Genomic DNA, 22,865 nt, shown 5'->3' with positions numbered 1-22,865 from the left:
ATGCTGCTGCTGCTGGCGGAGTACCTGCAACAGTTCTACACCGGCTTCGGGGTGTTCCAGTACCTGACCCTGCGCGGGATTCTCGGCGTGCTCACTGCCCTGGCCCTGTCGCTGTGGCTCGGTCCGTGGATGATCCGCACCCTGCAGATCCGCCAGATCGGCCAGGCCGTGCGCAATGATGGTCCGCAGTCGCACCTGTCGAAGAAGGGTACGCCGACCATGGGTGGTGCGCTGATTCTCACCGCCATCGCCGTCAGCACCCTGCTCTGGGCCGACCTGTCCAACCGCTACGTGTGGACCGTGCTGGCCGTGACCCTGCTGTTCGGCGCCATCGGCTGGGTCGACGACTACCGCAAGGTGATCGAGAAGAACTCGCGTGGTCTGCCGAGCCGCTGGAAGTATTTCTGGCAGTCGGTGTTCGGCGGCGCTGCAGCCATCTTCCTCTATATGACCGCGCAGAGCCCGGTGGAAACCACCCTGATCCTGCCGGTGCTCAAGGATGTCGCCATACCCCTAGGGGTGGGCTTCGTGGTGCTGACCTACTTCGTCATCGTCGGTACCAGCAACGCGGTGAACCTGACCGACGGCCTCGACGGCCTGGCCATCCTGCCTACCGTGATGGTGGCCGGCGCGCTGGCGATCTTCTGCTACCTGTCGGGCAACATCAAATTCGCCGAATACCTGCTGATCCCCTATGTGCCGGGCGCCGGTGAGCTGATCGTGTTCTGCGCCGCCCTGGTCGGTGCCGGCCTCGGCTTCCTCTGGTTCAACACCTATCCGGCTCAGGTCTTTATGGGCGACGTGGGAGCCCTCGCATTGGGCGCCGCGCTGGGCACCATCGCCGTGATCGTTCGCCAGGAAGTGGTGCTGTTCATCATGGGCGGCGTGTTCGTCATGGAAACCCTGTCGGTGATGATCCAGGTCGCGAGCTTCAAGCTGACCGGCAAGCGCGTGTTCCGCATGGCGCCGATCCACCACCACTTTGAATTGAAAGGCTGGCCGGAGCCGCGCGTGATCGTGCGCTTCTGGATCATCACCGTGATCCTGGTGCTGGTCGGTCTGGCCACCCTGAAACTGAGGTAATAGAGAGTGTCGCTGATCGCTTCCGACCAGTTCCGCATCGTTGTCGGCCTCGGCAAGAGCGGCATGTCCCTGGTGCGCTTCCTTGCGCAACAGGGCGTGCGCTTCGCCGTGGCTGACACTCGCGCGAACCCGCCGGAGCTGGCGACCCTGCAGCGCGACTACCCGCAAGTGGAAGTGCGTTGCGGCGAGCTGGATGTCGACTTCCTCTGCCGCGCCTCGGAGCTCTACGTGAGCCCCGGCCTGGCCCTGGCTACCCCAGCGCTGCGTGAAGCGGCCGCTCGCGGGGTGAAGATGTCCGGCGATATAGACCTGTTCACCCGTCACGCCAAGGCGCCGATCGTCGCCATCACCGGCTCCAACGCCAAGAGCACCGTCACCACCCTGGTCGGCGACATGGCGGCGGCTGCCGGCAAGAAGGTCGCCGTCGGCGGCAATATAGGTACCCCGGCGCTGGACCTGCTGGCCGACGACGTCGAGCTGTATGTGCTGGAGCTGTCCAGCTTCCAGCTGGAGACCACCGAGCGCCTGGGAGCTGAAGTCGCCACCTGCCTGAACATCAGCGAAGACCATATGGATCGCTATGACGGCATGCAGCACTACCACCTGGCCAAGCACCGCATCTTCCGTGGTGCCAAGCAGGTGGTGGTCAACCGTGACGACGCCCTGTCGCGCCCGCTGATCGCTGACCAGGTACCGTGCTGGACCTTCGGCCTGGGTAAGCCCGACTTCAAGCGCTTCGGTCTAATTGAGGAGGGCGGCGAAAAACTGCTGGCCTTCCAGTTCGAGACGCTGATGCCGACCGCCGAACTGAAGATCCGAGGCGCGCACAACCAATCCAACGCCCTGGCGGCCCTGGCCCTCGGCCACGCTGTCGGCCTGCCGTTCGAGGCTATGTTGCAGACCCTGCGCAACTTCGCCGGCCTGCCGCACCGCTGCCAGTGGGTGCGTGAGCTGCGCGACGTGGGCTACTACGACGACTCGAAGGCCACCAACGTCGGTGCAGCCCTGGCCGCCATCGAAGGCCTGGGTGCCGATATCGCCGGCAAGCTGGTGCTGATCGCCGGTGGCGACGGCAAGGGCGCCGACTTCTCCGCGCTGAAGGCGCCGGTGGCCAAGTTCTGCCGCGCTGTGGTGCTGCTCGGTCGCGATGCCGAACTGCTCGCAGCTGCCTTGGGCGATGCCGCGCCGCTGGTGCGCGTGGCGACTCTGGACGAGGCCGTGCAGCGCTGTGCCGAACTGGCCGAAGTCGGTGACGCCGTGCTGCTGTCGCCGGCCTGCGCCAGCCTGGACATGTTCAAGAACTTCGAAGAGCGTGGGCGCCTGTTCGCCCTGGCGGCGGAGGGCCTGCAATGACCCTGCTTGCCCGTCTGCTCGCCGCTCCGTCGCCGCTGCGCACCCGCCGCGGCTTCGACCTCGACTTCCCGCTGCTGGCCGGTTGCCTGGCGCTGCTCGGCCTGGGCCTGGTGATGATCACCTCGGCCAGCTCGGAAGTCGCCGCGGCGCTGTCGGGCAACCCGCTGTACCACATGATCCGCCATCTGATTTACCTGGCCATCGGCATCAGCGCCGCCGTGGTCACCCTGATGATTCCCATGGCCTTCTGGCAGCGCTACGGCGCCAGCCTGCTGCTGATCGCCTTCGCCCTGCTGATCATGGTGCTGCTGCCGGGCATCGGCCGCGAAGTGAATGGCGCCAAGCGCTGGATCGGCTTCGGCATGTTCAACGTGCAGCCGTCCGAGCTGGCCAAGCTGTTCACCGTGGTGTTCATCGCCGGCTACCTGGTGCGTCGCCAGGACGAAGTGCGCGAGAAGCTCTCCGGCTTCCTCAAGCCGATGCTGGTGCTCGGCCCGATGGCCGTGCTGCTGCTGGCAGAACCCGACTTCGGCGCCACTGTGGTACTGGTCGGCTCGTGCATCGCCATGCTGTTCCTCGGTGGCATCAACCTGGTGCGCTTCATTCCGCTGGGCGCCTGCGTACTGGTGCTCGGCGCGATCGTGATGACCAGCCAGGCCTATCGCCTGGAGCGTCTGACCAACTTCGTCGACCCCTGGGCCGACCAGTACGGTGCCGGCTACCAGCTGTCCCAGGCGCTGATCGCCTTCGGTCGCGGCGAGTGGTTCGGCGTCGGCCTGGGCAACAGCATCCAGAAGCAGTTCTACCTGCCCGAGGCGCACACCGACTTCGTCTTCGCCGTGCTGGCCGAGGAGCTGGGCATGGTCGGCGCGCTGGTCACCGTCGGCCTGTTCGTCTTCGTCGCCGTGCGCGCCCTGTACATCGGCCTGTGGGCCGAGAAGGCCAAGCAGTTCTTCTCCGCCTATGTGGCCTACGGCATCGCCATCCAGTGGATCGGCCAGGTGCTGATCAATATCGGCGTGAACGTCGGCCTGTTGCCGACCAAGGGTCTGACCCTGCCATTTCTCAGCTACGGCGGCAGCTCGTTGATCATCTGCTGCGTCAGCCTGGCCATGCTCCTACGTATCGAATGGGAGCGCCGTACCTCGCTGGGCAGCGAGGAAGTCGAATTCAGCGAGTCGGACTTCTTCGACACCGAGGAGGTCAAGCATGCGCGGTAATGTCCTGATCATGGCCGGCGGTACCGGCGGCCACGTGTTCCCGGCCCTGGCCTGCGCCCGCGAGTTCAAGGCGCGCGGCTATGCCGTGCACTGGCTGGGCACCCCGCGCGGCATCGAGAACGAGCTGGTGCCGGCGGCCGAGCTGCCGTTGCACCTGATCCAGGTCTCCGGCCTGCGTGGCAAGAGCAAGCTGTCCCTGCTCAAGGCGCCGTTCCAGCTGGTCCGTGCCCTGTTCCAGGCACGCAAGGTGATGCGCGAGTTGCAGCCGGTATGCGTGCTGGGCATGGGTGGCTACGTCACCGGTCCAGGCGGCCTGGCGGCCAAGCTCAATGGCGCGCCGCTGGTGATCCATGAGCAGAACGCCGTGGCCGGCACCGCCAATCGCAGCCTGGCGCCGATCGCCAAGCGCGTATGCGAGGCCTTCCCGAAGACCTTCGGTGCGCGCGACAAGCTGCGCACCACTGGCAACCCGGTGCGCGAGGAGCTGTTCCTTGAGACCCCGCGCGATACGCTCATCGGCCGTCAGCCGCGCCTGCTGGTGCTGGGTGGCAGCCTGGGCGCCGAGCCGCTGAACAAGCTGCTGCCCGCCGCGCTGGCCAAGGTGCCGGCCGAGCTGCGCCCGAAGGTGTTCCACCAGGCGGGCAAGCAACACGATCAAGTCACCGCGGAGCGTTATCGCGAAGTCGCGGTCGAAGCCGAGGTCGCGCCCTTCATCAAGGACATGGCCCGTGCATACGCCTGGGCCGATCTGGTGATCTGCCGCGCCGGCGCGCTGACCGTCAGCGAGCTGGCCGCCGCCGGCCTGCCGTCGTTCCTCGTGCCCTTGCCGCACGCGATCGACGATCACCAGACCCGCAATGCCGAATATCTGGCGAAGGAGGGCGCCGCCATCCTTCTGCCGCAACATGCCACTGACGCGGACAAGCTCGCCGCGCAGTTGACCGAGGTTCTGATGCACCCTGAAAAACTCAAGACCATGGGCCGCACCGCGCGCACCCTGGCCAAACCGGACGCCACCCGTACGGTGGTCGATATCTGCCTGGAGGTGGCCCGTGGCTAAGTCTCCCGCCGCTGCCCGTTCGGAAATCCGCCGCATGCGCCGCATCCGCCGCATCCACTTCGTCGGTATCGGCGGCGCTGGCATGTGCGGCATCGCCGAGGTGCTGCTGAACCTGGGTTACGAAGTCTCCGGCTCCGACCTCAAGGCCTCGGCCGTGACCGAGCGCCTGGAAAGCTTCGGCGCCACCATCTTCATCGGCCACCGCGCGGAGAACGCCGAGCAGGCCGACGTGCTGGTGGTGTCCAGCGCCATCAACACCGCCAACCCGGAAGTGGCTACCGCCCTGGAACGCCGCGTCCCGGTGGTGCCGCGCGCCGAGATGCTCGCCGAGCTGATGCGCTACCGCCACGGCGTGGCAGTGGCCGGTACCCACGGCAAGACCACCACCACCAGCCTGCTGGCCTCGGTATTTGCCGCCGGTGGCCTGGACCCGACCTTCGTCATCGGCGGCCGCCTGAACGCCGCCGGCACCAACGCCCAGCTCGGTAGCAGCCGCTACCTGATCGCCGAGGCCGACGAAAGCGACGCCAGCTTCCTGCACCTGCAGCCGATGGTCTCGGTGGTCACCAACATCGACGCCGACCATATGAGCACCTATGGCGGCGACTTCAACGTCCTGAAGAAGACCTTCATCGAGTTCCTGCACAACCTGCCGTTCTACGGCCTGGCCGTGCTCTGCGTGGACGATCCGGTGGTGCGCGAGCTGCTGCCGCAGGTGGCCCGTCCGACCGTGACCTACGGCTTCGCCGAGGACGCCGACGTGCGTGCGATCAACGTGCGCCAGGAAGGCATGCGTACCTTCTTCACCGCCCTGCGTCCGGGCCGCGAGCCGCTGGATGTGTCGGTGAACATGCCGGGCAACCACAACGTCTTGAACGCGCTGGCGACCATCGCCATCGCTACCGACGAAGGCATCGAGGATGCCGCCATCGTCGCCGGCCTGTCCGGCTTCCAGGGCGTCGGTCGACGCTTCCAGGTCTACGGCGAGCTGCCGGTCGACGGCGGCAGCGTGATGTTGGTCGACGACTACGGCCACCACCCGCGCGAAGTCGCGGCAGTGATCAAAGCCGTACGTGGTGGCTGGGCCGAGCGCCGCCTGGTGATCCTGTACCAGCCGCACCGCTACAGCCGTACCCGCGACCTGTACGACGACTTCGTCCAGGTGCTCGGCGATGCCAACGTGCTGCTGCTGATGGAGGTCTACCCGGCCGGCGAGGAGCCGATTCCCGGTGCCGACAGCCGTCACCTGTGCCACAGCATCCGCCAGCGCGGCCAGCTGGACCCGATCTATGTCGAACGCGGCGCCGACCTCGCACCAATCATCAAGCCGCTGCTGCGCGCCGGCGACATCCTGCTGTGCCAGGGTGCCGGCGATATCGGCGGCGTAGCCCCGCAACTGATCAAGCACCCGCTGTTCGCTGTTCAAGGTGAGTCGAAATGAGCCTGCATTCCACCCTCGATCCCAAGGCCTTCGGCCGCGTCGCCGTGCTGTTCGGCGGCAAGAGCGCCGAGCGTGCGGTGTCGCTGAAGTCCGGCGCCGCCGTGCTGGAAGCCCTGCAGAGCGCCGGCGTGGACGCCTTCGGTATCGACGTCGGTGATGACTTCCTGCAGCGCCTGGTCGCCGAGAAGATCGATCGCGCCTTCATCGTGCTGCACGGTCGCGGCGGTGAAGACGGCTCCATGCAGGGCCTGCTCGAGTGCGCCGGCATTCCCTACACCGGCAGCGGCATCCTCGCTTCTGCCCTGGCCATGGACAAGCTGCGCACCAAGCGAGTGTGGCTGAGCCTGGGCCTGCCGACGCCGAACCACGCTGCTCTGGCCAGCGAAGAGGACTGCCGTGCGGCGGCTGCCGAACTGGGCTTCCCGCTGTTCGTCAAACCGGCCCACGAAGGCTCCAGCATCGGCATGGCCAAGGTCGCTGATGTCGACGCGCTGATCGCGGCCTGGAAGGACGCCAGCAAGTACGACTCGCAGGTGCTGGTCGAGCAGATGATCGACGGCCCCGAGTACACCATCGCCATGCTGCGCGGCCAGGTGCTGCCGCCCATCGGCCTGGGCACTCCGCACACCTTCTACGACTACGACGCCAAATACCTGGCCAATGACACCCAGTACCGCATCCCCTGTGGCCTGTCGGCCGAGAAAGAGGCGGAGCTGAAGGAGCTCACCGCGCGTGCCTGCGAGGCCGTGGGCACCCAGGGCTGGGCGCGCGCCGACGTGATGCAGGATGCCAGCGGCAAGTTCTGGCTGCTGGAAGTGAACACCGTGCCGGGCATGACCGATCACAGCCTGGTACCGATGGCCGCGCGCGCCGCCGGTCTGGATTTCCAGCAGCTGGTGCTGGCGATCCTGGCCGACAGCGTCGAGGCGAGGGGCTAAACCATGGTCGCCACCCTCCGTCACCCGCAGCCCATAGGAGGCGCCACTCGGCGTCAGCCTATCGCTGCGCGCGGCGCGAGCCGGATGGTGGCCAAGGAACCGCTGGCCGCACGCCTGCCGAAGCCGGATATCGGTGGCCTGGCCAGCGGCTTCAAGCGCCTGGGTTGGCCGCTGTTGCTGGTGGTCCTGGGCCTGGGTACCTACGAGGGCGCCCAGCGCCTGCTGCCTTACGCCGACCGGCCGATCAGCCGGGTCAGCGTGCAGGGCGAGCTGAGCTACATCAGCCAGCAGGCGGTGCAGGAGCGCATCGCGCCCTACACCTCGGCCAGCTTCTTCACCATCGACCTGGCCGGCATGCGTGCCGAGCTGGAGCAGATGCCCTGGATCGCCCACGCCGAAGTGCGTCGTGTATGGCCGGACCAGGTATCGATCACTCTGGAAGAGCAGCTGCCGGTGGCCCGTTGGGGCGACGGCGCGCTGCTCAACAACCAGGGCCGCGCCTTCGCCCCGCGCGAAGCGGCCAATTACGAACACCTGCCGCTGCTGTCCGGGCCGCAACGCGCCCAGCAGCAGGTGATGCAGCAATACCAGGTGCTCAGCCAGCTGCTGCGGCCGCTGGGCTTCACCATCAGCAGCCTGGAGCTGCGCGAGCACGGCAGTTGGTTCATCAGTACCGCCCAGGGCGTGGAAATCCTCCTGGGCCGGGATCACCTGGTCGACAAGATGCGCCGGTTCGCCAGCATCCACGACAAGGTGCTCAAGCAGCAGATCGCGAATATCGCGCGCATCGACCTGCGCTACGCCAACGGCCTGGCCGTGGCCTGGCGCACGCCGGTGGCGCCGACGGCAACCGAAACGACGGTCGCCGTCCAGTGAATCGAGGAGAACAGTAGAGATCATGGCAAGCGTGCAGAGCGGCAAGATGATCGTCGGCCTGGACATCGGCACCTCCAAGGTGGTGGCGCTGGTGGGCGAGGTAACCGCCGATGGCGATCTGGATATCGTCGGGATCGGCACCAGTCCGTCGCGCGGCCTGAAGAAGGGCGTGGTGGTGAACATCGAGTCCACCGTGCAGTCGATCCAGCGCGCCATCGAAGAGGCGCAGCTGATGGCCGGCTGCCGTATCCACTCGGCCTTCGTCGGTATCGCCGGCAACCATATCCGCAGCCTGAACAGCCACGGCATCGTCGCCATCCGCGACCGCGAAGTGAGCCCGGCCGACCTGGAGCGCGTGCTCGATGCCGCCCAGGCGGTGGCCATTCCGGCCGATCAGCGCGTGCTGCACACCCTGCCGCAGGACTACGTGATCGATAACCAGGAAGGCGTACGCGAGCCGCTGGGCATGTCCGGTGTGCGCCTGGAAGCCAAGGTGCACGTGGTCACCTGCGCCACCAACGCCGCGCAGAACGTCGAGAAGTGCGTGCGTCGCTGCGGCATGGAAGTGGACGACATCATTCTGGAACAGCTGGCTTCCGCCTACTCGGTGCTGACCGAGGACGAGAAGGAACTGGGTGTGTGCCTGGTCGACATCGGTGGCGGTACCACCGACATCGCCATCTTCACCGAAGGTGCGATCCGTCACACCGCGGTGATCCCGATCGCCGGCGACCAGGTCACCAATGATATTGCAATGGCATTACGTACCCCGACCCAGTATGCCGAGGAAATCAAGATTCGGTATGCTTGCGCCCTAGCCAAACTGGCGGGTCCAGGGGAAACCATCAAGGTTCCCAGTGTGGGAGACCGGCCACCGCGGGAGCTGTCCCGTCAAGCTCTGGCCGAGGTAGTCGAGCCCCGTTACGACGAGCTCTTCACCCTCATCCAGGCCGAGCTGCGGCGCAGCGGCTACGAGGACATGATTCCGGCTGGGATCGTCCTCACCGGCGGCACCGCCAAGATGGAAGGCGCCGTCGAACTGGCCGAAGAGATCTTTCACATGCCGGTGCGTTTGGGCGTACCCCACAGCGTCAAGGGACTGACCGACGTCGTGCGTAATCCTATCTATTCCACAGGCGTGGGCCTGCTGATGTACGGGCTGCGGAAGCAGTCCGACGGCTACCACGCGCCTGGAATCCAATATGGCGATGAGCCCAAAACACCGGTACTGGAACGGCTGAAACGCTGGGTCCAGGGCAATTTTTGATGTGAAACCCGCGGTAGCTGTAGGCGATAACTAAAAAGGAAGGAGAGGGGAAATGTTCGAATTAGTAGATAACGCTCCACAAAGCGCAGTTATCAAAGTGATCGGCGTGGGCGGCGGCGGCGGTAACGCCGTTAACCACATGATCAAAAACAACATCGAAGGCGTGGAATTCATCTGCGCCAACACCGACGCACAGGCGCTGAAGAACGTCGGCGCGCGTACCGTGCTGCAACTCGGCCCGGGCGTGACCAAAGGCCTGGGCGCTGGTACCAACCCGGAAATCGGCCGTCAGGCCGCCATGGAAGACCGTGAGCGCATCGCCGAAGTGCTGAATGGCGCCGACATGGTGTTCATCACCACCGGCATGGGTGGCGGTACCGGTACCGGTGCAGCGCCGATCATCGCCGAAGTGGCCAAGGAAATGGGCATCCTCACCGTTGCTGTGGTGACCCGTCCGTTCCCGTTCGAAGGCCGCAAGCGCATGCAAGTCGCCGACGAGGGCATCCGCGCGCTGTCCGACGTGGTCGACTCGCTGATCACCATCCCCAACGAGAAGCTGCTGACCATCCTCGGCAAGGACGCCAGCCTGCTGTCCGCCTTCGCCAAGGCTGACGACGTGCTGTCCGGCGCCGTGCGTGGTATCTCCGACATCATGCAGCGTCCGGGCCTGATGAACGTCGACTTCGCCGACGTGAAGACCGTGATGGGCGAAATGGGCATGGCCATGATGGGCACTGGCTGCGCCAGTGGTCCGAACCGTGCTCGCGAGGCTACCGAAGCGGCCATCCGCAACCCGCTGCTGGAAGACGTCAACCTGCAGGGCGCGCGTGGCATCCTGGTCAACATCACCGCTGGTCTGGACCTGTCCCTGGGCGAATACGCCGCGGTGGGCGAGATCATCGAGGCCTTCGCCTCGGAAGCCGCCACCGTCAAGGTCGGTGCTGTGATCGATCCGGACATGCGTGACGAGCTGCACGTGACCGTGGTCGCTACCGGCCTGGGCGCGCGCATCGAGAAGCCGGTCAAGGTGGTCGACAACACCATCGCCGCCGCTGCCGTTGCCACTCCGGCTACCACCATCAGCGCCGCTCCGCGTGCCGCCGAGCAGCCGGCCGTCAACTACAAGGACTACGAGCGCCCGACCGTTCAGCGTCAGAGCCTCGCCGGCAGTGCCGCTGCGGCCAAGCTGAACAATCAGGATGACCTGGACTATCTGGATATCCCGGCCTTCCTGCGTCGTCAGGCTGATTGATGCTGTCTATCAGGAGTATATCGGTGATTGGTGTTCAGCAAAGGGCGGTTCTGCTATCATCGCCGCCCATTGTTGAAAACAGTTCGCAACAAGCGCAGCCAAAAACATGATCAGACAACGCACCCTGAAGAACATCATCCGAGCCACCGGTGTTGGCCTGCACTCGGGGGAGAAGGTTTACCTGACCCTCAAGCCGGCCCCGGTGGATACCGGAATCGTGTTCCGTCGCACCGATCTGGACCCGGTCGTGGAAATCCCCGCCCGCGCCGAGAACGTCGGTGAGACCACCATGTCGACCACTCTGGTCAATGGTGACGTCAAGGTGGACACCGTCGAGCACTTGCTTTCGGCCATGGCAGGTCTGGGCATCGACAACGCCTACGTCGAGCTGTCGGCGTCAGAAGTCCCGATCATGGATGGCAGTGCCGGTCCCTTTGTATTCCTGATTCAATCGGCGGGCCTGGAAGAGCAGGAAGCACCGAAGAAGTTCATCCGCGTGCTGCGCGAAGTGACTGTGGAAGAGGGCGACAAGCGCGCCACTTTCCTGCCCTTCGACGGCTTCAAGGTGAGCTTCGAGATCGATTTCGATCACCCGGTGTTCCGTGGTCGCACCCAGACCGCTAGCGTCGATTTCTCCAGCACTTCCTTCGTCAAGGAAGTGAGCCGCGCGCGGACCTTCGGGTTCATGCGTGACATCGAGTTCCTGCGTTCGCAGAACCTGGCACTCGGCGGCAGTGTGGAAAACGCCATCGTGGTGGACGAGTTCCGTGTGCTCAACGAAGACGGCCTCCGTTACGAGGACGAATTCGTCAAGCACAAGATCCTCGATGCCATCGGCGACCTCTACCTGCTGGGCAACAGCCTGATCGGTGAGTTCAAGGGCTTCAAGTCCGGACACGCGCTGAACAATCGTCTGCTGCGCACCCTGATCGAGCAGCAAGATGCTTGGGAAGTGGTGATCTTCGACGACGCCAGCACCGCGCCGATCTCCTACATGCGCCCAGTTGCGGCCGTGTAAGCAACACCCCTCCCTTCTGTTGTATTCAGGCCACCCTCGGGTGGCCTGTTTTTTTCTGGCGATTTAACCGGGTAAAGCGAACGCTCAGTCGCGTTTGGCGTTGCGCGCCAGGCGTTCCAGGGCGGCGCGCAGCTTGGGATCGTCGATACCTTCTGCCGCGCTGCACAGGCTGTCGGCGGCCGCCTCGGACAACTCGGTCTTGTTCGCCTGATAGGTCGCGTGGGTGTTCGGCGGGCGTACCTTGACCTGGATCTTCTGCAGGCCGGCGAACTCCGGCAGTACCTGCAGCAGGCGCTGCAGGCGACGCTGCTGGTAATGCAGTCGGGTCGCCCAGTGGCCGTTGCTGGTCAGCAGCAACAGACAGCCGTCGTGCCAGCTGGCCACCTGGCAATGCTCGCGGGCCGCCGGCTCCAGCTGCGCTTCTACCAGCGCCTGCAGCTTGCCCAGGCGCTGCGCGGCGCTGAACAACGCCTGCAGCGGCTTGTGCTCGCGCAGCAGGGCGTTGGGGGTCTTGGCTTTGGGTGGGCGCAGGCTCATGGCGATGGCTTCGGGCGATGGTGCGCCCATGTTAGCAAAGCCCCCTTGCAGCTGCCGGTTGTCGTCCCCATATAGGAAGAGCGGCGCGCTGGTGGGCGTGCTTGGCGTATCGGCCAGGCTCGCGGGAGTTCGCCCTTTTCTCGCCAACGTTTCCGAGTAGAATGCCCCCTTTGCATGCGGCCGAGCAGGCCGTCGGGCAGGTCCTCCGGGGCCACCCCCCATCCCCTTGAGTGGAAGAATCCGTCGATATGTTTGCGCCACTGTTGAAGAAACTCTTTGGAAGCAAGAACGAGCGTGAAGTCAAACGCATGCTCAAGACAGTGACCGCGATCAACGCCCTCGAAGAGCAAATACTCGGCCTCTCCGACGAGCAGCTCAAGGCCAAGACCGAAGAGTTCAAGGCGCGCCTGGCCAAGGGCGAGACACTCGACCAGATCCTTCCCGAAGCCTTTGCCGTGGCCCGTGAGGCCGGCAAGCGGGTGATGGGCATGCGTCACTTCGACGTGCAGCTGATCGGTGGTATGACCCTGCACGAGGGCAAGATCGCCGAGATGCGTACCGGCGAGGGCAAGACCCTGGTGGGTACCCTGGCGGTGTACCTCAACGCGCTGTCCGGCAAGGGCGTGCACGTGGTGACGGTGAACGACTACCTGGCCCGCCGCGACGCCAACTGGATGCGTCCGCTGTATGAGTTCCTCGGTCTGTCCGTCGGCGTGGTCACCCCGTTCCAGCCGCCGGAAGAGAAGCGCGCCGCCTACGCCTCCGACATCACCTACGGCACCAACAACGAATTCGGTTTCGACTACCTGCGCGACAACATGGCCTTCAGCCTGGAAGACAAGTTCCAGCGTGAGCTGAACTTCGCCGTGGTCGACGAAGTGGACTCGATCCTCATCGACGAAGCGCGTACTCCGCTGATCATATCCGGCCAGGCCGAAGACAGCTCCAAGCTGTACATGGAAATCAACAAGCTGATCCCGCGCCTCAAGCAGCACATCGAGGAAGAGGAAGGCGTGGTCACCCAGGAAGGCCACTACAAGGTCGACGAGAAGACCCGTCAGGTCGAACTCAACGAGGCCGGCCACCAGTACATCGAGGAACTGCTCACCGCCGGCGGCCTGCTGGCCGAGGGCGAGAGCCTGTACTCCGCGCACAATCTCAGCCTGCTGACCCATGTCTACGCCGGCCTGCGTGCGCACAAGCTGTTCCACCGCAACGTCGAGTACATCGTGCAGAACGACCAGGTCATCCTGATCGACGAGCACACCGGCCGTACCATGCAGGGCCGTCGCCTGTCCGAGGGCCTGCACCAGGCCATCGAGGCCAAAGAAGGCGTGAACATCCAGGCCGAGAGCCAGACCCTGGCTTCGACCACCTTCCAGAACTACTTCCGCCTGTACAACAAGCTGTCCGGCATGACCGGTACCGCCGACACCGAGGCCTTCGAATTCCGCCAGATCTACGGCCTGGACGTGGTGGTGATCCCCACCCACCGTCAGATCGCGCGTAAGGACTACAACGACCTGGTCTACCTGACCCAGGAAGAGAAGTACCAGGCGATCATCACCGACGTGAAGGACTGCCAGGCCCAGGGCCGGCCGATCCTGGTCGGTACCGCCTCGATCGAGACCTCGGAGTACGTCTCCAAGCTGCTCGAGCAGGCCGGCATCGAACACAAGGTGCTCAACGCCAAGTACCACGAGAAGGAAGCCGAGATCATTGCCCAGGCCGGTCGCCCGGGCGCCGTGACCCTGGCCACCAACATGGCCGGTCGTGGTACCGACATTCTGCTGGGCGGTAACTGGGAGGCCGAAGTGGCTGCCCTGGAAGCGCCGAGCGAAGAGCAGATCGCGCAGATCAAGGCCGACTGGCAGAAGCGCCACCAGCAGGTGATCGAGTCCGGTGGTCTGCACGTGATCGCCTCCGAGCGTCACGAATCGCGCCGTATCGACAACCAGCTGCGTGGCCGTGCCGGTCGCCAGGGTGACCCGGGTTCCAGCCGCTTCTACCTGTCGCTGGAAGACAATCTGATGCGCATCTTCGCCTCCGACCGGGTGAAGAACTTCATGAAGGCCCTGGGCATGCAGTCCGGCGAGGCCATCGAGCACAGCATGGTGACCAACGCCATCGAGAAGGCCCAGCGCAAGGTCGAAGGCCGCAACTTCGACATGCGCAAGCAACTGCTCGAATACGATGACGTGGCCAACGAGCAGCGCAAGGTGATCTACCACATGCGCAACAGCCTGCTGGCCGCCGAGAACATCGGCGAGACCATCAGCGACTTCCGCGAGGAAGTGCTCGGCAACACCATCAGCAGCCACATTCCGCCGCAGTCGCTGCCCGAGCAGTGGGACATCAAGGGCCTGGAAGATGCGCTGTACAGCGACTTCGGCCTGCGCCTGCCGGTTCAGCAGTGGCTGGACGATGACGAGAAACTCTACGAAGAGACCCTGCGCGAGAAGATCCTCGCCGAGCTGATCGCCGCCTACACCGAGAAGGAAGACCTGGCCGGTGCCGAGGCCCTGCGTACCTTCGAGAAGCAGATGCTGCTGCGCGTGCTGGACGACCTGTGGAAGGACCACCTGGCCACCATGGATCACCTGCGCCACGGCATCCACCTGCGCGGCTACGCGCAGAAGAACCCGAAGCAGGAATACAAGCGCGAGTCCTTCACCCTGTTCCAGGACCTGCTCGACTCGATCAAACGCGACACCATCCGTGTGCTGTCTCACGTCCAGGTACGCCGCGAGGACCCGGTCGAGGAAGAGGCGCGCCTGCGTCGCGAAGCCGAAGCCATGGCCGAGCGCATGCAGTTCCAGCACGCTGAAGTCTCGTCCATGCCGGGTGCCGAAGAAGGCGAGGAAGAGGGCGAACTGGCTGTCGCCGCGCCGGTGCGCAGCGAACCGAAGATCGGTCGCAACGAGCCGTGCCCTTGCGGTTCCGGTAAGAAGTACAAGCATTGCCACGGCCAGGTCGGCTAAACCGTACCTAGCCTGCTATACCAGAAACGCCGCGACCGGCTCAGCCGCTCGCGGCGTTTTTCCAACTTCAGTGACACTGCCTCAGTAAGGAGCGCTTCTATGGCCGTTGGTCTCGGTCCCCTGCCCAAGCTGCACCCCGTTCCCGGTTTCGAACTCGGTATCGCCTCCGCCGGCATCAAGCGCCCGGGGCGCAAGGACGTGGTGGTGATGCGCTGCGCCGAAGGCTCGCGCGTGGCCGGTGTGACCACCACCAACGCCTTCTGCGCGGCTCCCGTGATCGTCACCCGCGAGCGCGTGGCCGGCGATGTGCGCTATCTGCTGACCAACACCGGCAACGCCAACGCCGGCACCGGCCCGGATGGCCTGAGCAACGCCCGCCGCACCTGCGCCGCGCTGGCCGCGCTGACCGGTGTGAGCGAAGAGGCCGTGCTGCCATTCTCCACCGGTGTGATCGGCGAGCCGCTGCCAGTGGCCAAGATTGAAGGCGCCCTGCAGGCCGCCCTGGACGATCTGCACGAGGACCACTGGGCCGAAGCTGCCACCGGCATCATGACCACCGACACCCTGCCCAAGGGTGCCAGCCGCCAGTTCCAGCACGATGGCGTGACCGTCACCGTGACCGGCATCAGCAAGGGCGCCGGCATGATCCGCCCGAACATGGCGACCATGCTCGGCTACATCGCCACCGACGCCAAGGTCGCCCGCGATGTGCTGCAGGCCCTGGTGCGCGATGCGGCCAACAAGTCGTTCAACCGCATCACCATCGACGGCGATACCTCGACCAACGACTGCTGCATGCTGATTGCCACCGGCCAAGCCAAACTGCCGGAAATCACCGCGGCTTCCGGCGAGCTGTTCGCCAAGCTCAAGCAGGCGGTGCTGGAAGTGTTCATGGAAGTGGCCCAGGCCATCGTCCGTGACGGCGAAGGCGCGACCAAGTTCGTCACCGTGCAGGTCAACGGCGGCGGCAACCATCAGGAGTGCCTGGACGTGGCCTACGCCGTGGCTCACTCGCCGCTGATCAAGACCGCGCTGTTCGCCTCCGACCCCAACTGGGGGCGCATCCTCGCCGCCGTCGGCTACGCCGGCGTGCCGAACCTGGACGTGAGCCTGATCGACGTGTTCCTCGGCGAGGTGTGCATCGCCAGCAAGGGCGGTCGTGCTTCCACCTATACCGAGGACCAGGGCGCAGCGGTGATGGCCCGTGAGGAGATCGGCATCCGTATCGAGCTGGGTCGTGGCGATTGCAGCGAAACCATCTGGACCACCGATCTGTCCCACGAGTACGTGAAGATCAACGCCGAATACCGCACCTGAGCCGTCCCCGATCAGCTGCGCGTCGGCCAGGCGTCGTTAAAAGCAGGCTCGGATGCTCATTTACCGCGCGTAAACTGCGCTTCCTCGCCGCTTTGACCAGCCGAAGGCTGTTACTAACGTTGCGCCTAGCCTGGCTCTAGCTCGCAAGGTCGTGAACTGGCTCAGCGATTCTGGGCCGGGGCGTCCTGCCCCGGCCCGTTCCGTGCTGCCATTCCCCGGGCTCATGGGGGCATGCGCAGACGGAATTGCTCGCGGCCGCCAGGCCTGCGTACGCTGCTCCTGAAACCGCTCAAGGAGATCGAGATGCCCCTCAAACTGGTGATAGGCGACAAGAACTATTCCTCCTGGTCGCTGCGCGCGGCGCTGGCCATGGATCTGACCGGTGCGCCCTACGAAGAGATCAAGGTGCGTCTGTATCAGCCGGACAGCCGCAGCCTGCTGCTGACCCACGCGCCGACCGGCAAGGTGCCGGTGCTGCAGACCGAGGAGGGCCCGGTGTGGGACTCCCTGGCCATCGCCGAGTACCTGGCCGAACGTTTCCCCGAAGCGCATCTGTGGCCGCGTGGCCAGTACGCCCGCGCTCTGGCACGCAGCGTCTGCGCCGAGATGCACAGCGGCTTCATGGCCCTGCGCAGCCACATGTCGATGGACCTGGCGCGTGACCAGGCCCTGGCCGAGGTGCCTGCCGAGGTGCAGGCCGATATCGAGCGCATCTGCCGTCTGTGGGCCGATTGCCGCCAGCGCTTCGGCCAGGACGGCGCGTTCCTGTTCGGCCATGCCAGCATCGCCGATGCCTTCTTCGCCCCGGTGGCGGCGCGCCTGCGCAGCTATCGGGTGACACTGCCGGCAGAGGCTGCGGCCTATGTCGAGACCATCTATCAATGGCCAGCGTTCAGCCGCTGGTACCAGGCCGCTCAAGAGGAGATGAAGGGGTGAAACGTGTGCATGTGGCCGCTGCGGTGATCCGTGGCGCAGACGGGCGGGTGCTGATTGCCAAGCGCCCGCAGGACAAGCACCAGGGCGGCCTGTGGGAGTTTCCCGGTGGCAAGGTCGAGGAGGGCGAGGCCGTCGAGCTGGCCCTGGCCCGCGAGCTGGAGGAGGAGCTGGGCATCCAGGTGAGCGTGGCGCGCCCGCTGATCCAGGTGCACCACGACTATCCGGACAAGCAGGTGCTGCTGGACGTCTGGGAAGTCGCGGCCTTCGCTGGTGAGCCACATGGCGCCGAGGGCCAGCCGCTGGCCTGGGCCGACGAACGCGAGCTGCTCGACTACGAGTTCCCGGCCGCCAACCAGCCCATCGTGGCGGCAGCGCGCCTGCCTGACACCTACCTGATCACGCCCGAGGGCCTGGAACCGGCCGAGCTGATGCGTGGCGTGCGCGCCGCCTTGGCGGCCGGTGCCAAGCTGATCCAACTGCGTGCGCCGAACATGTTCGACCCGCAGTACCGCGATCTGGCGGTGGATATCCAGGGCCTGTGTGCCGGCAAGGCGCAGCTGATGCTCAAGGGGCCGCTGGAGTGGCTGGGCGACTTTCCCGCCGCCGGCTGGCACCTGACCGCCGAGCAGCTGCGCAAGTACGCGCCCAATGGTCGGCCGTTCCCCGGTCAGCGCTGGCTGGCGGCGTCCTGCCACAATGCCGAGGAACTGGCGCTGGCGGCGCGCATGGGCGTGGACTTCGTCACCCTGTCGCCAGTACAGGCCACCCAGACTCACCCGGACGCTGCGCCGCTGGGCTGGGAGGCTGCCGCCGAGCTGCTGCGCGGCAGCAATTTGCCGGCCTTCCTGCTCGGTGGTGTCGGCCCGCAGGAGCGCGAGCGCGCCTGGCAGGCCGGTGCTCAGGGTGTGGCTGGTATTCGCGCCTTCTGGCCGGTGTGAGTCTGGCGCTACCGATGGGTAGCGTCAGGGGTCAGCTTTGCGGCTTGGCCGCGGCCTGCCAGAGTACTTCGTCGACCTGCGTGCGCCGTGCGATCAGTCGTGCGGCGACGAACAGCAGATCGGACAGGCGATTGACGTAGGCCATGCCCACTGGGCGCAGCGGCTCCACCGCGTTGAGCTGCTGGCAGCGGCGTTCACTGGTACGCGCCAGGCTGCGGCAGACGTGGGCCTGGGCTACCAGATGAGAGCCACCGGGCAGGATGAAGTTCTGCAGCGGCCCCAGCTCCTCGTTCCACAGGTCGATGGCCGCCTCCAGGCGCTCCACTTCTGCTTCCTGCAGGGCCTGGTAGTCGGGCATCGCCAGCTCGCCACCGAGGTCGAACAGGCGGTGCTGGCAGGGCGCCAGGACCTCACTGACCTCGTTCAGTCCCGGCCACTGGCCGGCCTGCTCGGCGAGCCCGGCCAGCAGCAGGCCGAGCTGGCTATTGAGGGTATCCAGCTCGCCCATGGCCTCCACGCGCGGGTGGTCCTTGGCCACGCGGCGGCCGTCGGCCAGGCCGGTCTCGCCCTTGTCGCCGGTCTTCGTGTAGATCTTGCTCAGTCGATAGCCCATCAGCTGTGGATGCCTTCAGCGGGAGCGGTCAGCGGCAGGCGCAGGGTGAAGCAGGTGCCCTTGCCCAGGGAGGATTGCACCTCCAGCTGACCCTTGTGGTTGTTGGTGACGATGAAGTACGACACGGACAGGCCGAGGCCGGTGCCCTGGCCGACTTCCTTGGTGGTGAAGAAGGGCTCGAAGATGCGCTTGCGCACCAGCTCGGGCATGCCGACGCCGTTGTCTTCCACCTGGACTTCCGCCCAGGGCGGATTGCGGCGAGTGCGCAGGGTGATGCGTCCCGGCTCGCGGTTGTCTTCGCGCAGGTGGATGGCCTGGGCGGCGTTCTTCAGCAGGTTGAGCAGCACCTGTTCCAGCTCGTTGGCGGTGGCCGGCACCGGGCCGAGCTGCGCATCGAAGTCCCGCTCGATGGCGATGCCCTTGAAGTCGAAGCTCTCGGTCAGGTCGAAGTCGTTGCCGGCGATCTCCAGCGCCTGGTCGATCAGCACCGGCAATTGGCACGGCGCCAGCTGACGATTGCTACGGCGGCTGAAGGCGAGCATGTGGGTGACGATCTTGGCCGCCCGCGAGCCGGCCTGAGCGATGCCGTCGAGCAACTGGGGAATCTCGCGGCTGTGCAGGTAGGCGTTGATGTCGTCGAGGGCGATGCCGGCCTCCACGGCCAGGTCCTGGTTCTTCGCCAGCTCCGGCGACAGGCGCCGGCGAATGTTCTGCACGTTGTGCAGGATGGCGCCCAGCGGGTTGTTGATCTCGTGCGCCATGCCGGCGGCCAGGCCGCCGACCGAGAGCATCTTCTCCGACTGCACCATCATCTCCTCCAGCGACAGGCGCTGGGTGATGTCGTCGATGCGGATCACCGCGCCGCGCCCGCCGGCGCCCATCAGCGGGTAGAAGGTCAGCGCGTAGTGGTGGGCCTCGTCGCCGCGGCGCCAGGTGACGCGCTCGATCTTTTCCACCCGGTGCTGCTCGGCAGTGCGCTTGAGCTGCTGCAGGTAAGGCTTGAGCGAGGGGAAGGCGAGGAACACCGGCTGGTTCAGTGCCTCGTCCAGCGGCGTGCCAGAGAGGGCGCTGGCCTCCTGGTTCCACTGGGTGACATAGAACTCCTGATCGAGGGCGATCAGCGCCGAGGGCATGGAGTCGATGATGTTGTTGAGGTAGTTCTGGAAGCCGGTGAGCTTCTTCTCGATCTTGCTGCGCACCTGCACTTCCAGCTCCAGCTTGCGGTTGGAGTGGCGGGTCTCCTCGGCCAGGCTCTGCGCCTGGGAGAAGGCGCTTTCGGCGTCGTCGCGGGCGCGCTTGAGCTGCTGCTCGCGGGCCTCCATGCGGCCGAGCATGGTGTTGAAGGCGTCGGCCAGGCTGCCGATTTCGTCGTGGTTGCCGCGCATGGCGCGCAGCGAGTAGTTCTCCTCACGGGTGACCTGGCGCGACAGCTCTTCGAGCTTGCGGATCGGGCGGGTGATCAGGCGGCGGATCTGCCGGGCGATCAGCGCCCAGAGCAGCACGCTGAAGGCCAGGATCACCGCGCTGGCGGTGACGGTGCCGGTGTAGAAGGCGCCGGGCAGCTCGCTGGAGGCCACCAGCAGCAGGTAGCCGGGGGCCTTGCCCGGCTGCGGCAGCTCGATGGCGCGGGTCGAGCGGAACTCGCTCAGGCGCCAGTGTTCGAGGTTGTCGCTGTAGTCGGGCAATTGCAGCGGCTCGCCCAGCTGCACGTCGGCCAGGCGCTGGCCGCTGCTGTCATACAGCGCGGCGGCGCGCAGCGGGGTGTAGTTTTCCAGGCGCTCCAGCACTTCGCGCGCGGCCTTGGGCGAGGACAGCGCGTGGCGGCTCAGCTCGGGAGTGGCGACCAGCTTGCCGAGGGTCTGCAGCGCCTGGGGTGCGACGCTCTCCTGGGAGATCCAGTAGGCCGCGCTGATGAACGCCAGGTTGGCCACCAGCAGCACGGTCGCCAGCAGTACCAGCAGCGCGGCGAGCAGCTTGCGGCCGACCGGCAGGTTGTCGAGACGCTGGCGCAGACGGGTCAAGGGCGCGGCTTCCGCTTCGGATGGGAAGGGGCAGGGTAGCGCCGCATCAGTCCACGGGCAATCCGCGGACGGTCAGGTGCTCGCGCAGGCGCTGCAGCAGATCGTCCAGGCGTGGCAGGTCGAGTTGCAGGCGCTGCGCCTCGCGCAGGGCGTAGCCGAGCAGGTAGCTGATCTCGGTGCGGCGGCCACGGGCCACGTCCTGGTACATGGAGGAGAAGTTGGCGGCGGTGCCGTCGATCACCCGCAGCACGTCCTGGTGCAGGTCGCTGGCCGCGGCGCCCTGGCCGCAAGCGTGCAGCAGCTCGCTCAGCTCCTCGCACAGCCCGGCGACTTCGTCCGGCCAGTCGCGCAGCCCGCCGTTGCGGCAGTCGTGCAGCACGGTCAGCGGATTGATCGCGCAGTTCAGCGCCAGCTTGCGCCACAGCTTCTCCAGGATCTCGTCGCTCCAGTCGTGGTTGATGCCAGCCGTTTGCAGCTGCTCCAGCCAGTCCGGCGCGCGGCGCTCGCCCGGCACGCCCAGCCAGGTCTGGCCGCGACCGGCATAAACCACACGGAAATCGCTCTCGCGGAAGGCACCCTCGGTACTGGAGGCGAACACGCAGTGCGCCCGCGGTACGCGGTTGGCGACCGCGTCCTGGCTGCCCAGGCCGTTCTGCAGCAAGATGATCTCGGCACCGGGGGCCAGGCGCGGCGCCAGTTCGGCCACCGCTTCTTCGGCGTCATAGGCCTTGCAGGCCAGCAACAGGCGGCGGATGGGGATGGCGCTGCCCGGTACTTCGGCCGGAATCGGGTACAGGCTGGCGAAGCCGTCTTCGACCAGGGTCAGGCCGCCGGCGGCGCGGTATTGGCTCAGACGCGTCTGGTCGCGCAGGATCAGGCGCACCGGCAGGCCGGCACGGGCCAGGCGCGCGGCCCACAGCCCGCCCAGGCTGCCGGCGCCGAGGATATGCCAGGTACTCACTGGGGCAACGGCAGGCGTACCGCGCTGACCCGGCCGCTGGCGTAGGATTCCGGCAGCACGCGGCTGGCTTCGGCGAACAGGTGATGCGGCTCGACCGGCAGCGACTTGGCGTCGAGGCCGACCAGGGCGATGCCGGCCTTCAGGCTGATGAAGCCTTCGCTGGTCTTGAAGGCCTTGAGGTTGAGGCCCTCGTGCAGGCGCTTGAAGCTGCTCGGTGAGCATTCCTGCAGGTCGTCGAGCATGGCGATCATGCCGAAGTGGGTTTCGTCGACGCGGGTCAGCACATCCAGCGGCCGCACCAGCTGCTGCAGACGACGTGCCACGCCGTGCAGCACTTCGTTCCAGAAGCCGTTGCCGTACTGGCGGCGCAGTGCCTCACCCTCCTGCAGGCCGATCAGCAGGTAGCACAGGGCGCCGCCACGCGACTCCACCTGGCGCAGGCAATCGCCGAGCTTCTGTTGCAGGTAACGCGGGTTGCCCAGGCCGGTGAGCGGGTCGACCAGGTTGCGCTGCTCCAGGCTGGCGATGTTCTGGGTCAGCATGCGGTTTTCATTGAGCAGGCGCTGCAGGGTGTTGCACAGGCGGTCGGCGGCGTACACGCGCGGTACCAGCTGTTCGTTCATCGCGGCCTTGCTGATGAAGTCGTCGACGCCGCGGTCGAAGGCCTCGGACAGCACGTTCTCGCCTTCCTTGCCGGTGAGCAGGATGACGTAGGTGTAGTGCTCGGCCGTCTCGTCCAGCTGGCGCACGCGGCCAGTCAGTTCCAGGCCGTCCATCTCCGGCATCAGCCAGTCGGCCAGCAACACGCTGGCGGGGCGTTTTTCCAGCAGGCGCAGGGCTTCTGCGGCGCTGTTGGCGAAGCGCACATCCTGATAACCGGCCTGGCTCAGGGCACGACCGATCATGGCGCTGGAGAACTTGGCGTCGTCCACCACCAGGATGCTGAGATGGGGGTTGGGCATTGAAGGGGCTCACTGGCAGAGAAAAATGGCCGCCGCAGGTTGGCCGAACGGCGTGTATCAGACTGGTTATAATGGTCGCGCCAATTTTATC

Annotated in this window: 18 protein-coding genes and 1 pseudogene; 14 read left to right on the top strand and 5 right to left on the bottom strand. The window is 65.9% G+C overall.

The genetic code is table 11. The features are described 5' to 3' along the window. The 10 genes from mraY to lpxC all read left to right on the top strand — a co-directional run bounded on the left by mraY (position 1) and on the right by lpxC (position 11,508). A complete protein-coding gene (gene mraY / locus IP89_RS08970; protein WP_043309103.1) occupies positions 1-1,083 on the top strand; it encodes a phospho-N-acetylmuramoyl-pentapeptide-transferase in 1,083 nt (360 codons plus the stop codon). A 6-nt stretch (positions 1,084-1,089) separates the two neighbouring features. Further along, the gene (gene murD, locus IP89_RS08965) at positions 1,090-2,436 is read left to right on the top strand and encodes a UDP-N-acetylmuramoyl-L-alanine--D-glutamate ligase (protein WP_043309102.1); all 1,347 of its coding nucleotides are present in this window, start codon (positions 1,090-1,092) and stop codon (positions 2,434-2,436) included. After that, the gene (gene ftsW / locus IP89_RS08960) at positions 2,433-3,656 is read left to right on the top strand and encodes a putative lipid II flippase FtsW (RefSeq protein WP_177326857.1); all 1,224 of its coding nucleotides are present in this window, start codon (positions 2,433-2,435) and stop codon (positions 3,654-3,656) included. Before murD ends, ftsW begins: the two co-directional genes overlap by 4 nt. Further along, positions 3,646-4,716, top strand: coding sequence for an undecaprenyldiphospho-muramoylpentapeptide beta-N-acetylglucosaminyltransferase (murG, locus tag IP89_RS08955; protein ID WP_043309101.1), 1,071 nt, complete (start codon positions 3,646-3,648; stop codon positions 4,714-4,716). Before ftsW ends, murG begins: the two co-directional genes overlap by 11 nt. Before the next feature lie 34 nt (positions 4,717-4,750). Next, positions 4,751-6,157: a UDP-N-acetylmuramate--L-alanine ligase gene (gene murC / locus IP89_RS08950; RefSeq protein WP_052081007.1), complete on the top strand. Its 1,407-nt coding sequence runs from the start codon at positions 4,751-4,753 to the stop codon at positions 6,155-6,157. Beyond that, positions 6,154-7,095 carry a D-alanine--D-alanine ligase gene (locus tag IP89_RS08945; RefSeq protein WP_043309099.1) on the top strand — a complete coding sequence of 314 codons (942 nt, stop codon included), beginning with the start codon at positions 6,154-6,156 and terminating at the stop codon, positions 7,093-7,095. The genes murC and IP89_RS08945 overlap by 4 nt, the downstream gene beginning before the upstream one ends. A 3-nt stretch (positions 7,096-7,098) precedes the next feature. Beyond that, positions 7,099-7,971, top strand: coding sequence for a cell division protein FtsQ/DivIB (locus IP89_RS08940; protein WP_043309098.1), 873 nt, complete (start codon positions 7,099-7,101; stop codon positions 7,969-7,971). A gap of 22 nt (positions 7,972-7,993) precedes the next feature. Then, positions 7,994-9,238 (top strand): cell division protein FtsA, encoded by a 1,245-nt coding sequence (ftsA, locus tag IP89_RS08935; RefSeq protein WP_043309097.1) that lies wholly within the window; start codon positions 7,994-7,996, stop codon positions 9,236-9,238. 52 nt (positions 9,239-9,290) lie between these two features. After that, on the top strand, positions 9,291-10,490 hold the full coding sequence (gene ftsZ / locus IP89_RS08930; protein WP_043309096.1) for a cell division protein FtsZ: 1,200 nt from the start codon (positions 9,291-9,293) through the stop codon (positions 10,488-10,490). A 106-nt stretch (positions 10,491-10,596) separates the two neighbouring features. Further along, the gene (lpxC, locus tag IP89_RS08925) at positions 10,597-11,508 is read left to right on the top strand and encodes a UDP-3-O-acyl-N-acetylglucosamine deacetylase (protein ID WP_043309095.1); all 912 of its coding nucleotides are present in this window, start codon (positions 10,597-10,599) and stop codon (positions 11,506-11,508) included. 84 nt (positions 11,509-11,592) lie between these two features. On the opposite strand, the gene IP89_RS08920 is transcribed toward lpxC, so the two are convergent. Next, a complete protein-coding gene (locus IP89_RS08920) occupies positions 11,593-12,045 on the bottom strand; it encodes a DUF721 domain-containing protein (protein WP_043309212.1) in 453 nt (150 codons plus the stop codon). A 248-nt stretch (positions 12,046-12,293) separates the two neighbouring features. On the opposite strand from IP89_RS08920, the gene secA reads away from it, so the two are divergent. From secA to IP89_RS08900, 4 genes are all read left to right on the top strand, one after another. Beyond that, complete coding sequence (gene secA / locus IP89_RS08915; RefSeq protein ID WP_043309094.1) at positions 12,294-15,026, top strand: preprotein translocase subunit SecA; 2,733 nt, start codon at positions 12,294-12,296, stop codon at positions 15,024-15,026. A gap of 99 nt (positions 15,027-15,125) precedes the next feature. Beyond that, positions 15,126-16,343, top strand: a complete 1,218-nt coding sequence (gene argJ, locus IP89_RS08910) for a bifunctional glutamate N-acetyltransferase/amino-acid acetyltransferase ArgJ (RefSeq protein WP_043309093.1) — start codon at positions 15,126-15,128, stop codon at positions 16,341-16,343. A 303-nt stretch (positions 16,344-16,646) separates the two neighbouring features. After that, positions 16,647-17,279 carry a glutathione S-transferase family protein gene (locus IP89_RS08905; protein WP_043309092.1) on the top strand — a complete coding sequence of 211 codons (633 nt, stop codon included), beginning with the start codon at positions 16,647-16,649 and terminating at the stop codon, positions 17,277-17,279. Continuing rightward, positions 17,276-18,217 carry a Nudix family hydrolase gene (locus IP89_RS08900; RefSeq protein WP_043309091.1) on the top strand — a complete coding sequence of 314 codons (942 nt, stop codon included), beginning with the start codon at positions 17,276-17,278 and terminating at the stop codon, positions 18,215-18,217. The genes IP89_RS08905 and IP89_RS08900 overlap by 4 nt, the downstream gene beginning before the upstream one ends. A gap of 31 nt (positions 18,218-18,248) precedes the next feature. Here IP89_RS08900 and IP89_RS08895 read toward each other — a convergent pair whose 3' ends face one another. From IP89_RS08895 to IP89_RS08880, 4 genes and pseudogenes are all read right to left on the bottom strand, one after another. Then, positions 18,249-18,830, bottom strand: a complete 582-nt coding sequence (locus IP89_RS08895) for a cob(I)yrinic acid a,c-diamide adenosyltransferase (protein WP_043309090.1) — start codon at positions 18,828-18,830, stop codon at positions 18,249-18,251. Then, positions 18,830-20,851, bottom strand: a complete 2,022-nt coding sequence (locus IP89_RS08890; protein ID WP_043309089.1) for an ATP-binding protein — start codon at positions 20,849-20,851, stop codon at positions 18,830-18,832. The genes IP89_RS08895 and IP89_RS08890 overlap by 1 nt, the downstream gene beginning before the upstream one ends. 46 nt (positions 20,852-20,897) lie before the next feature. Continuing rightward, the gene (locus IP89_RS08885; protein WP_043309088.1) at positions 20,898-21,812 is read right to left on the bottom strand and encodes a putative 2-dehydropantoate 2-reductase; all 915 of its coding nucleotides are present in this window, start codon (positions 21,810-21,812) and stop codon (positions 20,898-20,900) included. After that, positions 21,809-22,783, bottom strand: a pseudogene (locus tag IP89_RS08880) (response regulator); the annotation flags it as partial. The pseudogene IP89_RS08880 and the gene IP89_RS08885, both read right to left, overlap by 4 nt. Positions 22,784-22,865 lie beyond the last annotated feature (82 nt).

This window comes from Pseudomonas sp. ML96 (assembly GCF_000761545.1).
GTDB lineage: Bacteria > Pseudomonadota > Gammaproteobacteria > Pseudomonadales > Pseudomonadaceae > Aquipseudomonas.
Note: the sequence above shows the minus strand (reverse complement) of the source record. Positions and strands in the feature narration are given on the sequence as shown.

Bases quoted from the DNA above. Each gene is read 5' to 3' on its own strand.
- mraY (WP_043309103.1), top strand. From the start codon at position 1: ATGCTGCTGCTGCTGGCGGAGTACCTGCAACAGTTCTACACCGGCTTC.
- ftsW (WP_177326857.1), top strand. From the start codon at position 2,433: ATGACCCTGCTTGCCCGTCTGCTCGCCGCTCCGTCGCCGCTGCGCACC.
- murG (WP_043309101.1), top strand. From the start codon at position 3,646: ATGCGCGGTAATGTCCTGATCATGGCCGGCGGTACCGGCGGCCACGTG.
- murC (WP_052081007.1), top strand. From the start codon at position 4,751: ATGCGCCGCATCCGCCGCATCCACTTCGTCGGTATCGGCGGCGCTGGC.
- IP89_RS08945 (WP_043309099.1), top strand. From the start codon at position 6,154: ATGAGCCTGCATTCCACCCTCGATCCCAAGGCCTTCGGCCGCGTCGCC.
- IP89_RS08940 (WP_043309098.1), top strand. From the start codon at position 7,099: ATGGTCGCCACCCTCCGTCACCCGCAGCCCATAGGAGGCGCCACTCGG.
- ftsA (WP_043309097.1), top strand. From the start codon at position 7,994: ATGGCAAGCGTGCAGAGCGGCAAGATGATCGTCGGCCTGGACATCGGC.
- ftsZ (WP_043309096.1), top strand. From the start codon at position 9,291: ATGTTCGAATTAGTAGATAACGCTCCACAAAGCGCAGTTATCAAAGTG.
- lpxC (WP_043309095.1), top strand. From the start codon at position 10,597: ATGATCAGACAACGCACCCTGAAGAACATCATCCGAGCCACCGGTGTT.
- IP89_RS08920 (WP_043309212.1), bottom strand. From the start codon at position 12,045: ATGAGCCTGCGCCCACCCAAAGCCAAGACCCCCAACGCCCTGCTGCGC.
- secA (WP_043309094.1), top strand. From the start codon at position 12,294: ATGTTTGCGCCACTGTTGAAGAAACTCTTTGGAAGCAAGAACGAGCGT.
- argJ (WP_043309093.1), top strand. From the start codon at position 15,126: ATGGCCGTTGGTCTCGGTCCCCTGCCCAAGCTGCACCCCGTTCCCGGT.
- IP89_RS08905 (WP_043309092.1), top strand. From the start codon at position 16,647: ATGCCCCTCAAACTGGTGATAGGCGACAAGAACTATTCCTCCTGGTCG.
- IP89_RS08895 (WP_043309090.1), bottom strand. From the start codon at position 18,830: ATGGGCTATCGACTGAGCAAGATCTACACGAAGACCGGCGACAAGGGC.